The sequence below is a fragment of the Chromobacterium sphagni genome (assembly GCF_001855555.1).
In the GTDB taxonomy this organism is placed as follows: Bacteria; Pseudomonadota; Gammaproteobacteria; order Burkholderiales; family Chromobacteriaceae; genus Chromobacterium; species Chromobacterium sphagni.
On record NZ_MKCT01000001.1, the window covers coordinates 666293 to 679582 of the forward strand.

The following is a 13290-nucleotide window of genomic DNA, read 5'->3' on the forward strand; positions in this document are numbered from 1 at the left end:
AAACAGATGCCGAGGTTGAACCGACTCACCTCGCTATTGCTGGGCTGCCTGCTGGGCGCCGGCTTGCTGCTCACCGAATATTGGCTGCTGCTGGAGCATGATCGCGCCGAACGGCTGCAGGAACAGCAGCACTGGGGGGCGCTGGGCACCGGCCTGGTGGTGCTGCAACTGGAAGACGCTCTGGAGCATACCCGGATCATGGCGCAACAGCTGGCCGGCAACAGCCAGGCGCACGGCCTGTCGGAGCTGGCCCGCCGCGTGGTTCGCGACGACAGCCTGTTCGCCGGCATCGGCACCGTGGCGCTGGTCGAGCAGAACCAGCGCGACGCCTTCGAAAACCGCATCGCCACCAGCATACGTTTCCTGAAAAACCAGCACCTGCAACTCAGCCCGGCGCAGCTGCAATACTACCCGGTGGCCAGCTACCTGCCAGACGACGCCAATGCCCTGCCGCAGGGGCTGGACCTCAGCCACCAGGGCGATTCCAAATGGCTGCTGGACCTGGCGCGCCGCAGCGACCAGCCGATGCTGCTGCCCAGCCAGCCGTCCGGCCCGGGCAGTACCCGGCTCGACATCATCACCCGGCTGGGAGACGACCATACGCTGCTATTGCTCAATCTGCGCCAGGACAAGCTGATGCAGCCGATAGGCAACGAACTGATCACCGACAATCCGCTGCACCATGTCCGGCTGCTGATCTGGAGCAAGAGCCAGCCGGACATCCCACTGCTGGATTCGTCGCCGGGCCGTCCCATCCCCACCGAGCCGCCGATGTTCTCGCGCCGCAGCAAGGTCGGCGGCAATGAGCTGCTGCTGGGCGCCTATTCGCTGCAACCGGTGCGGCCGCTGCTCAGCAGCATGGCCTGGACGCTGCTGATCGCCTCGACCTGGACGCTGGCGCTGCTGCTGTTGCTGCAGCAGCGCCAGTTGCAGGCCAATCGCCGGCTGCGCAAGCAACTCCAGCTGCAACAGCAGCAATTGGAGCAGAACAACCGCACGCTGCGCGAACAGATCGGCGACCGGGAAATGTCGGAACAGGCGCTGGCGCAAAGCGAGGCTCGCCAGCGCGCCATCCTGCAGGCCAGCTCCGACGCCATCATCCTGATCGCCCGCAGCGGCCACATCATGCAGGCCAACCCCGCCGCCGCCAGGCTGGTGGAGCAAAGCGCGCAATCGCTGGAAAACCTGCCGGTCGGCGTGCTGTTCCCCGAGCTGTACAACCCTGACCCCAACAGCGTGTTCGAACAGATCGCGCGCCAGCACGAAGGCCGCCCATTCGAAACCAGCCTGCTGCGCAGCGACGAACTGCAGTTGCCGGTAGAGCTGTCGCTGAGCCGGGTGGTGATGCCGGACGACTGGTTCTACGTCACCGTCTGCCGCGACATCTCCTTGCGCAAAGAACAGGAAGAGGCGCTGATCCGGCTGAAGAACAGTCTGGCCGAGCAGGTGGAAGTGCAAAGCCGGCAGCTGGCGGCGCTGCTGGATGCCAGCCCGCTGGCGATGGCCTACATCGTCGACCGCAACCTGCGACAGGTGAACCACGCCTTCCTCGAGCTGTTCCAGCAACAGGGCCGCAACGTGATCGGCCACTCCACCATGCCTTATTTCGAAAGCCGCGAACAATGGGAGCGCACCGGCAGGGCCCTGTACAGTCTGCTCAACGACGGCAAGGTGGTGCAGACCGAACTGCAATTGCGCACCGGCAAGAACAAGCTGTTCTGGTGCCGGCTGCACGGCAAGGCGGTCAATCCCTCGGTGCCCAAGCTGGGCACCATCTGGGTGTATCAGGACATCTCGGCGCAACGCTCGGTGGAGGAGACCTTGCGCCACGCCAAGATCCTGGCCGAGGAAACCAGCCGCGCCAAGACCGAATTCCTGGCCAATATGTCGCATGAGTTGCGCACGCCGCTGCACGCCATCCTCGGCTTTACCGAAATGGGTCAGCTGCGCGCGCACAGCCTGGGCGAAGTCAAGCTGGAGCAGTACTTCACCCGCATCAACACCAGCGGTAGCCGCCTGTTGACCCTGCTCAACGACCTGCTGGACATGGCCAAGATGGAAGTCGGCCGGATGGACTACACCATCAGCCGCGGCAACCTCACCCAGTGCCTGCGCGAAGCCTGCGACGAAATGACGCCGCTGGCCTCGCTCAACCAGATCCGCATCGATCTGGAATGCTCGCCGGAGATGCTGGCGGCCGACATCGACCCCTTCCGCATCGGCCAGGTGATCCGCAACCTGCTGTCCAACGCCGTCAAGTTCAGCCCCAACGGCGCGGAAATCCGGGTGCAGGCGCAACTGGCGGAACAGGACGGCCAGGAGTGGGTGCACGTCAGCGTCGCCGACGCCGGCCCGGGCATCCCCGAGAAAGAGCTGGAAACCATCTTCGACAAGTTCATCCAGAGCAGCACGACCAAGACCGGCGCTGGCGGTACCGGCCTGGGCCTGGCCATCAGCCGCGAAATCATCCACGCCCATCATGGCCGGATCAGCGCCGACAACCTGCCGGCGGGCGGCGCCATCTTCGCCTTTTCGATTCCCCGCCATTTTCAGCGTAACCTAGAGGAGGGAACGCCGGATGCCTCACAAACTCTTGCTCGTTGACGACGAGCCGTTCAATCTGGAATTGATGTCCGAACTGCTGGAGGACGCCGGCTACGAAACCCAGCTGGCCGAAAACGGCGAAGCCGCCTGGCAGATACTGGAACGCGAGGGCGAACACTTCTCCACCATCCTGCTGGACAAGATGATGCCGGGCATCAGCGGCTTCGACGTGCTCAAGCGCATCAAGGCCGAACCGCGGCTGGAGTTTCTGCCGGTCATCATGCAGACCGCGATGGGCGCCGCATCCAGCGTGCAGGAGGGCTTGGCGGCCGGCGCCTTCTACTATCTTACCAAACCGTTCTCGCGCGACATGCTGCTGGCCATTGTCGGCGCCGCCGTCGGCCACTGGGACCGCTACGTCCATTTCCGCGAGCTGGCCAACCTGCATGTCGACGCGCTGCGCCACCTGCAAAGCGCCTGCTTCCGCTGCCGTACCCACCGCGAAGCCCAGGCCGTCACCGCGCTGCTGGCCAAGACCAGCTCCCAGCCGGAACGGGTGGCCACTGGCTTGTTCGAACTGCTGGTCAACGCCATCGAACACGGCAACCTGGACATCAGCTACGAGCAGAAAAGCCAGCTGCTCGCCAGCGGCGATTGGGAAAAGGAGCTGGAAAGCCGGCTGCAGGCGCCGGAGTACCGCGAACGCGAAGTCTCGGTGGAGTTCAGTCTGAACGGCCGCCAGTTGCAGTTCATCGTAGAGGACATGGGTTCGGGATTCGACTGGGAGTACTACCAGAACGCCGAACCCGCCTCGCTGATGACCAGCCACGGCCGCGGCATCCTGATCGCCCGCAAGCTGTCCTTCGACAGCCTGCACTACGAAGGCCCAGGCAACCGGGTGATCGCCTGCGTCAACCTGGACTGAGGCCGGGTGCGGCGCACGCGCCGCGGGCGCGCCAGTAGCGCGGCTGCTGCTGTCGCAGGCATTGCCATCGCACCTCGGCGGCGAAGTCCAGCGTGATGGCGCCGTCCAGATCGGTGCGCAATACGCCGACCTCATGCTGCCGCAGGCGCTGCAGCACCTGCGGATGGGGATGGCGGTAGCGGTTGAGGAAGCCGGCGCTGATCACCGCCAGTTGCGGCCGCGCCGCCGCCAGCCACGCCTCGCCGCTGGCAGTGCGGCTGCCATGATGGCCGGCGATCAGCACGCTGCTGGCCAGCCGGACGCCCGGCTGCGCCACCAGCGCCTCCTCCACCTGCTGCGGGGCGTCGCCGCTGACCAGCAACGCATGCCGGCTGGCCGCGATCCGCAGGATGCAGCTGTAGGCGTTGTCCTCGCCGGCCGCCGGGCTTGGTCCCGGCGCCAGCACATCGAAACGTATGCCATCCCACTCCCAGCTCTGTCCCTGGCGGCACGGCCGGGCCCGCGCTTGCGGCAGGGCCTGCGGCTGGCCGGCCAGCACGCGGGCCACCGGCAGCGCTGCCAATACGCCGGCGGCCGCGCCATCGTGATCGCTGTCGTGATGCGACAATATCAGCATATCCAGCCGCTCCACGCCCAGGCCGCGCAGCTGCGGCAACACCACCCGGCCGGCCTCGCCGGCGCCGGTGTCGAACAGCAAGGCATGCTCCGCCGTCTGCACCAGCATGGACAAGCCCTGGCCCACGTCCAGCACCGTGGCGCGGAACTCTCCCGGCGCGGGTCCCGGCGGCCGATACACCAGCACAGGCAACAGCAACAGACCCGCCAACGGCTTGCCCGGCACGCCGCGCGGCGCAATCAGCCACAGCGTGCCCAGGCTCGCCAATGCCAGCAGCGGCCAGGGAGAGCCGGCCACATGCCAGGCCGGCCCCTGCGCCAACCACGCCACGCCGGAATAGAACACTCGAGCCAGCCACCCGACCATGGGCAACAGGCCGTCCCACGGCAGCGCCACCGCCAGCAGCGACAACGGCGTCAGCAGCATTGAGACGAAGGGTATGGCCAGAGCGTTGGCCAACGGCGACAACAGCGGAAAACCGCCGAACAGCGCCGCCAGCGGCACCAGGCTGGCCACGCCGGCAGCCCATTGCCCATCCAGCGCGGCGCGCCAGTGCGGCGGCGGTCGCCGTCGCGCCAGCGAACAAAACATCAGCGCCGCCACCAGGCCGAACGACAGCCACAGGCCAGGCGCCAGCACCGCGAACGGGTCCAGCAGCAAGGTCAGCGACAGCGCCAGCCACCACACCTGGAACGGCGACAGTTGGCGGCGCAGCTGCAAACAGCCCCAGCCGGCCACCAACATGAACAGGGTGCGCTGGGTCGGCACCGTGAAGCCGGCCAACAGCGCATAGACGGTGGCCGCCGACAGGGCGGCGCCGGCGACCAGCAAGCGCGGCGCGCGCGCCACCGGCCAGCGGCGCAGCAGGCTGGCGCATGCCCAGCCCGCCAATCCCGCCAACATCGTGATATGCAAACCAGAGATGGACACGATGTGGGTCAGGCCGGTGGCGGCGAACAATTGCCAATCCTCCCTCGCCACCCGTTGCTGCGCGCCCACCGTCAGCGCGGCCACCAACGCCGACTCCCTGCCGGCGCCCAGCGCCCGTTCGATGCGCGCCACTTGGCGCGCGCGCCAGCCGTCCACCCAGGCCATCAGGCCCTGGCCATCGGCCAGCCTCCGCCGCTCCTTGCCGGCCGAGCCGCTGGCCAGCAGCCCCTCCGACCACAGCCACTGCTCGGCGTCGAAGCCGAACGCGTTGGCGCTGCCGCGCATGGGCTTGAATCGCGCGCTCAATTGCCAGCGGCTGCCCGGCGGCCAGTCCCGCTTCAGATAGTCGTGCAGCTGTACCCTCTCCGGCAGCGCCGCGCCCGGCGTCAGCGCCCGCTCCACCTCCAGCACCAGCCGGACGCCGTACTCGCCGGGATCTGGCAGGCCGCGCACCACCGCGACGAACGCAATCGGCTTCTGCTGCCAGGCCACCGGCAGCTCATGCTGCAGCCGCCACTGCGCGCGCGCCGTGGCATAGCCAAGACCCAGGGACAGCGCCAGCAATACCAGCAGCCATCGGCGGAGCGGCAAGCCCGAGCGCCAGGCGCAAGCGGCCAGCGCCGCCGGCAGCAGCGCATACCCGCGCAGGTCCGGCAAAGCCGGCAGGAAGGCGCAGCACCCCACCCCGACGACCCAGGCAATCAACGCCGCCATGCCGGGGGCGGCCCTGGCGCGCCGTTCGCGGCCATCCGGCATTTCGCCTCTGCCCGGCCGCCGATTAAGTGGAAATACCATCATGGCAAATGACAATGTGGATTAAATGCAATTCTGTATAAGCTGAACCTATGGCAATCGCGGAAGTTACAGCCCTGCCGGCATCCCGCCAGCGGGATCACTGACGAAGGAGCAAACGTGGACGCATATATCGGCACCATTCTCGCCTTTGGCTTCGACTTTCCCCCGATAGACTGGGCGCAATGCCAGGGCCAAACCCTGCAGGTCTCCCAGAACCAGGCGCTTTTCGCCACCATCGGCAGTTTTTACGGCGGCAATGGCAGCACCGTATTCCAGTTGCCCAATTTGTGTGGCCGGATGCCCATCAGCATCGGGCCGGCGCAACCCACCTACAACCTGCCGTCCTACGCGATAGGCAACTTCGGCGGCCAACAGACCGTCAACCTGCTGACCTCCAACATGCCGCTACACAACCACGGCACTTCGGCTGTCAACGTCAGCTTCCAGGCCTCCACCGTCCCGAACCCGACGACGCCGGCCAGCGCGCCCAGCACCAGCAACCCCTATCTGGGCGCCTCTGGCGGCGGCACCGGCCTCGCCACCATCTGGAGCCAGCAACTGGAGAGCCCGGTCACCGTCAAAGGGCTGGGACTGAGCGGCAATACCGACACCGCCGGCGGCACCGCCCCGGTCAGCGTGCTCAACCCCTACCTGGCGCTGAATTTCTGCATCGCCGTGCAAGGCATCTTCCCCACCAGACAATAACGCCACTGCAGGCGGCGGCGGCCCGGCCGCGCCGCCGAGGAGAACCCGATGCTGGCCGAACTCCGTAGCGAAGATTTCGCTCCCTTGCTGGGGCAGAGCTGTCTGTTCAGCGTGGAGCAGCAGCCCGAACTGGAATTGCGAATCCAGACCGTCCGCCAGAAGCCGCTGGCTCAAGTGCCTGGCCGGGAGGACACGCAGCGCACGCCTTTCGTGGTCGAGTTGGTCGCCGCCCACGCCACCGAACTGGTGGACGCCGTCGGCACCCTGAGCCTGCCGGCGGCAGGCGGCCTGCCCGAGCGGCGGCTGGAAAACGTCTGGATCAGCCGCACCGGCGCCATGGGCCGCGACCGCCAGTACTGCTATTTCCAGTTGCCGTTCAATTAACGCAGCCAACGCCAGCCGCCAGCGGCTGGCGACTTCAAACCGCGCCGACCATGATGGAACGGCCGTCCGGATACCACACCAGCTTGTCGGCCACCGCGCCCGCCTCTTCCAGCACGAAACCCAGCGACTGATACAGACGCCTCGCCTGCTCGTTGCCATGCCACACCACCACCGCCAGCGGGCAACGCACCTGGCGCGCCGCCTGCTGCAAGCCCTGCAGCACCTGCTTGCCATAGCCGCGCCCGCGCGTCTCCGGCAGCATGGCCAGGAAAATGACCCGCACCTCGTTATGGCCGAAATCCACCATCACCACGCCGATGGCGGCGCCGGTCTGCTCCACCACGAAATGCATCGCGTTCGGATGATTCTGCCCAGCGCCCTGCAACAGCGCCTGCAACTGCTGGCGCTGCACCGTGTCGATCAGTTCGCGCTCCCCTTGTATCCATTGCAGGTCCGGCCGCGCGCTGCGGTAGACCCTGTCGATGAAAGGCGCGTCGGCGGACTGCGCCGGCCTCAGGGTCAGGCCCTGGGCCAGTGAGGCGAAATTGAGTTCGGCGGCCATGCTCTCTCCTTGGAATTGACACGGTGAATGATGGGAAAACCAGCGCCGTCTCGATCGGACGGCGCGTAACGGCTACAACCCGGCCTCGCGCTCGACAACGGCCAGAAGATGCCGCCAACCCAGCTGCAACAGGCTGTAGCGCTCGCCGCGCAACTTCGCCCAACCCGCGGTTTCGCGCAGCGGCGCGACCTGGCGGTCGCAGTCCTCCAGCCGGACCCGGAACACCGCGCTCAATGGCACCAGGCCATGGTCGCGCGCTTCGGTGGCGATCGGCCCGCCGAAAGTGGAAGCCAGCAGCGGCTGGTCCAGCGTGGCCAGATTCAGGCTGTCTATCGGTCCCAGCCGGCAAGACACCGCCCAGCCCTCGCCGCTGTCTGGCACAAAGCTGGCCCGGCCGCCGCGCCGCAGCCCGATCAGGCTGTCCTCGTCGACGAACGCCTCCCCCCGCGACCCGTCCGGCCCAACCAGATCCAGCAGATGCTCGCCCTCCGCCACCACGGTGCCCGGCCGCAACGCCTCGCTGCTGTCCGCCACCCGGCCGGCGAACGGCGCCGTCAGCACCAGTCTGGCCAATTGCCGGGATAGGCTGGCTACCTGCTGCTGCGCGGCCAGCCATTGTTTCTGCAAGGCCGGCCCCTGCTGCTGCAACTCGCTGTTGAACGGCTGCTGCGACGCCTGCCAGGCCAGGTGGCGCTCCACCACCTGGGCCTGCGCCATTTGCCGGGCCAATTCCGACGAGTACAACCTGGCCAGCACCTGGCCCGCCCGCACCTGCTGGCCATCCCGCGCCTTGACCTCGACCACCTCCGCCGCATCCGGCGCGTACAAGCCTTGCGATTGCGCGGCGGCCAGCACCGCCGGGCTGGAGACATCGCGCTGCCACGGCAGCAACAGAAACAGGGTGATCAACGCCAACAAAGCGGCGCTGCGCGCGGTTTCCAGCTGCCAGCGCAAATCCGCCCGCCGCGCCCACCAGCAACGCAGCTCGGCGACGATGGGCCGCGCGATGAACCAGCCCAGTTCGACGCCCAGCAACAGCAGGCCCAAAGTCTTGAAAAACAGGTGGTAAACCAGGAAGGCGATGGAGAGGAACAGCACCAGCCGGTACAGCCAGGTGGCCCAGGCGAACAGGATCAGCGCGCGGCGCCGGGCGGGCAGGAAGAATTCCGGAACCGGGTCGTCCAGCCCCAACAGCCACTGCCGCATCTTCCAGCGCGCCAGCGCGAAGGCGCGGGCGTGCAGATTGGGAATGCCCAGCCAGTCGGCCAGCAGAAAATAGCCGTCGAAGCGCATGAAGGGGCTGGAGTTGATCGCCAGCGTCGCCAGCCAGGTGGTGGTGGCCAGCAGAAACACCCCCGCCCGCAGCGGACCGTCCGGCAGGAAGCACCAGGCCAGCGTGGCCCAGGCCGCCAGCGTCAGCTCCGCCAGCATGCCGGAGGCGCCGATCAGCATCCGCTGCCGCCGCGACGGCAGTTTCCAGGCGTCGCTGGTATCGGTGTACAGCACCGGCACCATCACCAGGAAGGCCACTCCCATCGCCGGCACCCGGCAGCCGAAATGCCGGGCCGTCAACGCATGGCCCAGCTCGTGCAATATCTTGGCCAAGCTAAGCGACGCCGCGATGCCCAATGCGGCGCTCCAGCCGCCGTAACCGGAGAAGGTATGAGTGAACTCATCCCAGCGCCGGGACGCCAGCGCCAGCGCCAGCGCAGCCAACGCCGCCATCAGCCACCAGAACGCCGACCGAAACACCGCCGTCAGCCAGGGCAGCAGCCGGTTCAACACCGGCTCCGGCCGCACCAGCGGAATGCGGAAGAACAGGTAGTTCTTCAACAGCCACATCGCATGCCCGGGCTTGCCGGCCTGGTACTGGCGCCAGACCCGTTCGCAATCGGCGGGGGCAAACGGTTGCAGCAATTGGTGCTGCCGTAAAAACAGCAGCAGCTGCAGCAGATCGTCTTCGCCCAGTTCGAGCGTGGTTTCGGCATTCACCGCCGCCAATACCGCCGCGGCGTCGCCAAGCGGCCAGCGCGACAGCATCTCGAAACTGGCCCAACCCAGCTGGTAGAAACGGTTGGCTCCCGGATCGTGCAGCATCCAGCTGGGCGAGCCGTCCGCCTGCGCCGGGCCGGCGTGCAGCGTCAACTCCTGCCGCAGCGGCGGCAGCGCCGCGGAGCCCATCACCAGCCCAGCCATTGCCGCGCCGCCGTCAACGGCCGCCGCAGCGCGTAATAGGACAAAGGCACCCAGTCGCCATACACCCGCGCGGTGCCCATCTGGCCCAATTGCGGCAGACGCTGGCCGGCGGCGAAGCTCGCCTGCAGACGGTAGGCCAGCAGATTGCCCTCGCTGACTTCGGCCTTGTAGGCCACGCGCAGCAAAGTGGCATCGTAGGAGCGGAATGGCGAGGCGTTGGGATACAGCGTGACCTGGCTGCCGGGCTGGATGGCGATCGCTTCGGCCGCCGGCAGCCAGGCGGTCAGCTCCACTTTGGCCGGGTCCGCCAGCGTCATCACCTTTTCGCCCTGGGCCACCGCCTTGCCCTGCCAGTCGTTGCGGTCGGAAAACACCACCACGCCGTCGGCCGGAGCGGTAACATGCAGGCGCTTGAGCTCGCGGCCGGCGAAATCGGCGCTGATGTCCTTCTCCTCCAGCCTGGCCTTGTCCTGCGCCATCGCCAGCTTGCCCTTGTCGTCGGTGACCGCCAATTGCGCGCTAGCGCGGAAGCTTTCCTCAGCCGCCCGCCTTTCTTCCTTGGCCAGCTCAAACTGGCCGGACAACAAGGTGGCGTCCAGATCGAACAAGGGCGCGCCACGCTTCACCGGCTGGTTGGGCAACACTTCGACGCGGTCTATCACCCCCGCCACCGGCGCCCGCAACAGCATCGGGTCGCTGGGCACCACTTCGGCGCGCGCCAGCACGCTTTGGCGAATGGGAAAACAGGCCACCAGCAGGGCCGCCAACAACGCGCGCCGCCGCCGCGGCCCGGCGCTCAGGCCCTCCCGCAACAGCGCCCGCCAGTTGCGGCGCGGCGCGAAATGCCGCAAGGCATGGGCGTAGGCGTGCGCCAGCTCTTCCGCCAGCTTGAGCTCGTAGTCGCTCCAAAGTTGATCGCGCGCCAACAGCAAGGCGCCATGCTCGCCCAGCGCTAGCCACAGGCCATGCTCCGGCAGCCATTGCCGCCACTCCTCGGCTAGGGCCTCGGGCAGATCGGCGGCGGTGCAACAACGGCTGGCCGCCTCTCCGGATTCGCGTCGCAGATGGCGGAACACGGCGCTCAGCCATTGCAGGTAAGGCGCGGTGGGATCGGGTTCGGCCAGGCCGGACAGGGAGGCCACATGGCGGTGCAGCCCCTCCCGCCAGAAGGCGGCCTGGCGGTAGGGCAGCAGCTGCAGGCTTTCGTTGACCATCACGAAGCCCAGCTGCGCCGCGCTGTCGGCCTCCCGGGCATGGCGCTGCAGCTGCAGCAGGGTGGCCAGTTCCAGGCTTTTGTCGGCGTGTCCCATGGCCTTATTTGAAACTGGCCCAGCCGCTCATGCCGGGCAGCAGGTTGCCAGCCTTGCCGTCTATCACGCCTATCGCCAGGATGGACTGGCTCACCGGGTCGATCTGCGCGCCCAGCCGCTCTATCCGGGCCGGGAAGCTGGCGCCCAGCTCGTCGACCGAGATCGTGAAACGGCTGCCAGGCTTCAGCGTGGCCAGCCACTTCGACGGCACCAACATGCGCAATTCCAGCGAATCGGAATCGACGATGTCCAGAATGGGGTTGCCCGGGCTGACATACTGGTGCACCGCCGCGCTGCGCTTGGCCACCCGGCCGTCGAACGGCGCCGCGATGCTGCACTTCGACACCAGCGTCTGCGCGTAGCTGGCATCGGCGGCGGCCTCCTTGGCCTTGCCCTGCGCCTGGGTCAGCTCCAGCGTGCCGACCGAGTTGTATTTGGCCAGCTGATTGTTGACCTTCAACAGCTGGCTGGCCGCCTCAAGCGAGGCCTGCGCCTTGCGCAGCTGCGCCCGGTAGCTGCTGCAATCGAACTCCACCAGCAGCTGGCCGCGATGGAAGCTTCCGCCTTCCACCACCGGCAGCGCGGAGATCTTGGCGGGGATTTCGCTGGACAGGGTCACCGCGTGGCGCGACATCAGCTGCACGCGGATGCGGCCGTCGGCGGCGTTGAGCGTCGAGGCCGGCGGCGTGGCCGCGCCGGCGACGCCGGCCAGCCCGATGGCGGCGAGAGTGAGCCAGCGCGTTCTCATTTGGCCGCGCCTCCCGCCACCGTGCCCTGCCATTTGGTTTCGGAGCCGCGGAACGCGGCGCTGAGCGAAGCCAGATCGTAGCCGCTGGTTGTCGCGGGCAGCGGGTCCAGCCCCAGGCTGGCGCCCATCTGGCCGTAGGCATTCTGCAAGTCGCCGTAAGTCTGGAACAGCCGCAGCGATGAGAACACCGCGTTGGCGTCGGCCAGAATGCCCTGCAGCCGCGCGGTGGCGCCGCTGTCCACCGCGTTGCGGGTTTGCTCGTAGATGGCCTGATCCACGCCGTTGAGCTCATGCTCCAGCTCGAACTGGCGCGCGCGGCCCCGATAGTCGAGATAGGCGACGTGCACCTGGGTCAGCACCGCCATGTTCAGCGCCAGCCGCTGCGCCTGGTCCACCGCCACCTGGGCATCCGCCGCGCGGGTGATGGGCCCGGCGCTGAACAGGTTGAGCAGGTTCCAGCTGATGCGCAGGCCGGCGTCGCTCCAGGCGTTGTTGACCAGGAATTTGTTGCTGTCGTAATGCTGGCCGACGCTGAATTCCAGCCCCGGCAGCAGCTTGGCGATCGCCTTGCGGGTTTCCAGCGCGCCTATGCGCTGGTTGTAGTGCGCCTCCACCACCTCGGGCCGGTTGAGCAGGGCCATTTCCTCCATCTTGTCCAGCTCCATGCCCAACCCCGGCACCGGCATGTCGGCAGGCACCGCGATCTGGAAGTCCTGGCCAGGCGTCACGTTCATAATGGCTGCCAGCCTGGGCTTGGCCTGCGACAACGCATTGCGCACCGCTGACATCTGCCGCTCCACGTCAAGCAGCTGGCGCCGGTAGTTGAGCGCGTCCAGCGGCGCGCGCAGCTTCTGCCGCTCCACTTGGCGGGCGTCCTCCAGCGCGGATTCCGCCTCCTTGAGCAAAGCGTCTATCCGTCCCTGCAGCTGCTGCGCCCCGGCCGCCTGCCACCAGGCCTCGCGCACCTGCTGCATCAGCTGCTGCGCCACCTTGCGCTTGCGCTGCTGCAGGATCAGCACCCGGTCGGCCTGCTGCTGGGCCGAATAATAGCTGACGCCGAAATCCAGCACGTTCCAGCTCAGGTTCAGATCGCCGGTGTGATCGCGCTTTTCGGTGGAGATGGACGGCACCAGCGACTGCTCACCGGTGGCGATATTCTGCGAGGACGACGCATTGTCCTTGCTGCGCGAGGTATAACCCGCCGCCAGCGCCAGCTTGGGCAGCATGTCCAGGCTGGACAGGTCCAGCTGGCGTTGCGCCATCGCCTCCTCCATCAGCTTCACCCGGTAGTCCAAGTTGTACTTCAGCGCGCGCGCCATCGCCTCCTGCAAGGTGACCGGCCCGGAAAGCGCCTCCTGGCTGCCGAACATCGCTTGCCGGTCGGCAGCCAGCGTCGCCCGCCGATCGGACAGGCTGAGCGGCTGCGGCGTCACCGCGCAGCCCGCCATCGCCATGGCCAGAACCAGCGGCAACAAACGGAGCCGGCTAGCCGGTGCATGAACAAGGTCCGCTGGTGCTGCCTGATTGCTCGATTGCATGCTGCTGCCCCTTAAGCTTTGAAGGTTGTCAGGGTTG

10 protein-coding genes are annotated in these 13290 nt (G+C 67.3%); 4 read left to right on the forward strand and 6 right to left on the reverse strand.

The annotated features are described in order from the left end of the window. Positions 1-6: 6 nt before the first annotated feature. A complete protein-coding gene (locus tag BI344_RS03220; protein WP_071111498.1) occupies positions 7-2604 on the forward strand; it encodes an ATP-binding protein in 2598 nt (865 codons plus the stop codon). Beyond that, on the forward strand, positions 2579-3469 hold the full coding sequence (locus BI344_RS03225; protein ID WP_071111499.1) for an ATP-binding response regulator: 891 nt from the start codon (positions 2579-2581) through the stop codon (positions 3467-3469). Before BI344_RS03220 ends, BI344_RS03225 begins: the two co-directional genes overlap by 26 nt. Here the strand turns inward: BI344_RS03225 and BI344_RS03230 are convergent. After that, a complete protein-coding gene (locus BI344_RS03230) occupies positions 3456-5771 on the reverse strand; it encodes a DNA internalization-related competence protein ComEC/Rec2 (protein WP_241499242.1) in 2316 nt (771 codons plus the stop codon). The two genes, BI344_RS03225 and BI344_RS03230, sit on opposite strands and share 14 nt — an antisense overlap. Positions 5772-5927: 156 nt before the next feature. Between BI344_RS03230 and BI344_RS03235 the strand changes: the two genes are divergently transcribed. Then, complete coding sequence (locus tag BI344_RS03235) at positions 5928-6515, forward strand: phage tail protein (RefSeq protein WP_071111500.1); 588 nt, start codon at positions 5928-5930, stop codon at positions 6513-6515. 48 nt (positions 6516-6563) lie between these two features. Further along, entirely contained in the window at positions 6564-6899 is a 336-nt protein-coding gene (locus tag BI344_RS03240; RefSeq protein WP_071111501.1) for a DUF6916 family protein, read from the forward strand. 34 nt (positions 6900-6933) lie between these two features. Here the strand turns inward: BI344_RS03240 and BI344_RS03245 are convergent, their stop codons facing one another. From BI344_RS03245 to BI344_RS03265, 5 genes are all read right to left on the reverse strand, one after another. Beyond that, positions 6934-7461, reverse strand: a complete 528-nt coding sequence (locus BI344_RS03245) for a GNAT family N-acetyltransferase (RefSeq protein WP_071111502.1) — start codon at positions 7459-7461, stop codon at positions 6934-6936. A 72-nt stretch (positions 7462-7533) separates the two neighbouring features. After that, positions 7534-9657, reverse strand: coding sequence for a site-2 protease family protein (locus tag BI344_RS03250; protein ID WP_241499243.1), 2124 nt, complete (start codon positions 9655-9657; stop codon positions 7534-7536). Next, the gene (locus tag BI344_RS03255; protein WP_071111503.1) at positions 9642-10967 is read right to left on the reverse strand and encodes an efflux RND transporter periplasmic adaptor subunit; all 1326 of its coding nucleotides are present in this window, start codon (positions 10965-10967) and stop codon (positions 9642-9644) included. Before BI344_RS03255 ends, BI344_RS03250 begins: the two co-directional genes overlap by 16 nt. Positions 10968-10971: 4 nt before the next feature. Continuing rightward, positions 10972-11715 carry an efflux RND transporter periplasmic adaptor subunit gene (locus BI344_RS03260; RefSeq protein WP_095210772.1) on the reverse strand — a complete coding sequence of 248 codons (744 nt, stop codon included), beginning with the start codon at positions 11713-11715 and terminating at the stop codon, positions 10972-10974. After that, positions 11712-13187, reverse strand: coding sequence for a TolC family protein (locus tag BI344_RS03265; RefSeq protein ID WP_241499244.1), 1476 nt, complete (start codon positions 13185-13187; stop codon positions 11712-11714). Before BI344_RS03265 ends, BI344_RS03260 begins: the two co-directional genes overlap by 4 nt. Positions 13188-13290: the final 103 nt, after the last annotated feature.